This is a genomic window from Aetokthonos hydrillicola CCALA 1050, from assembly GCF_017591665.1.
Taxonomy (GTDB): domain Bacteria; phylum Cyanobacteriota; class Cyanobacteriia; order Cyanobacteriales; family Nostocaceae; genus Aetokthonos; species Aetokthonos hydrillicola.
Window position 1 is genome coordinate 1 of record NZ_JAAKGC010000435.1, and the last position, 1,147, is coordinate 1,147.

Here is a 1,147-nt window from a genome sequence, read left to right on the forward strand (position 1 = left end):
ATTAGCCCGTGAAACCGAAAGGAGCTTAGAACAATGGATAGATTGTCTACCAAAGACCTCAACAGACTCAGATCTCATACCAAAATCATTACTAACAGAGTTGAAATTTTTATAGAAACTTACTTATCAGAAGGCTCTGAGAATGAACACCTAAGCAATGATGCCTTACAAGAGATCATTAATGCTGCGAATAATTTAACAAACGCAGTCTCAAAAATGATGAAAACCCCAACAACCAATCGTTAACTCTAACTATGTTTCACAATCTTCTATCTCTAAATGATCATAACTTACCGTATCCCGATACGATACATCCAATCATAGTACATTTTGTGATTGCGATGGTATTATTTGCCTTTGTATGTGATGTGATTGGGTATTTTACCAGTAATCACCGTCTTTTGGAGGCGAGTTGGTGGAATCTGTTTTTCGCTACAATCGCTATCTTTGTTGCTGTAATTTTTGGACAATTTGAGGCAGGCTTGGGAGAACCTTATAACGTAGTTCGACCAGTACTCAACGTACATACACTGCTTGGGTGGTCACTTTCAGGAATCCTTGCAGCCATTACAGCTTGGCGTTACGTGATTCGCTCTCGGAATCCAGGAAAGATATCAATTTATTACCTAGCAGCAAGTCTAATATTGGTTGTTCTGGTAGGTACACAAGTGTATTTCGGAGACAAACTTGTTTGGGTATATGGGGTACATACTGTGCCAGTTGTGGAAGCTGTTAGGGAGAAACTACTGCAATGAACTCTGAAGTGATTGATCAATTAAGAACTCATTTGGGAGCAAATGGATTACCTTATAGCATACCTATCCACCCAAATCTAGTGCATCTTACTCTGGGTTTGTTTATCCTTGGGATTGCTTTTGATATCATTGCTACGCTGTTCCCTCTAGGGGAACCAATCTTTAAATTTTTACCAGTTGCAGCTAGTCGTTCTAACTTTTTTGATGCTGGCTGGTACAATTTGCTGGGTTCAGCAGTCATCTCATTTTTTACGGTAGCAGCAGGCTTTTATGAAATTCTCTTGGCAGAACCATACACTCAGGTAAAAAGTGCCTGGGGATTGGAAGCGGTGCAAACAATGCTTTGGCATGGTGTGGGCGGTATCTTTCTTCTGATGCTAATTGTTAGCGTC

The 1,147-nt window shown here is 40.2% G+C and carries 2 protein-coding genes; both read left to right on the plus strand.

Going from position 1 to position 1,147, the window contains the following annotated elements:
- The first annotated feature begins 254 nt into the window (after positions 1–254).
- On the plus strand, positions 255–755 hold the full coding sequence (locus G4P69_RS38635; RefSeq protein WP_208343700.1) for a DUF2231 domain-containing protein: 501 nt from the start codon (positions 255–257) through the stop codon (positions 753–755).
- Positions 752–1,147: DUF2231 domain-containing protein (locus tag G4P69_RS38640; RefSeq protein WP_208355323.1), on the plus strand; the 396-nt coding region annotated here is incomplete at its 3' end. The genes G4P69_RS38635 and G4P69_RS38640, both read left to right, overlap by 4 nt.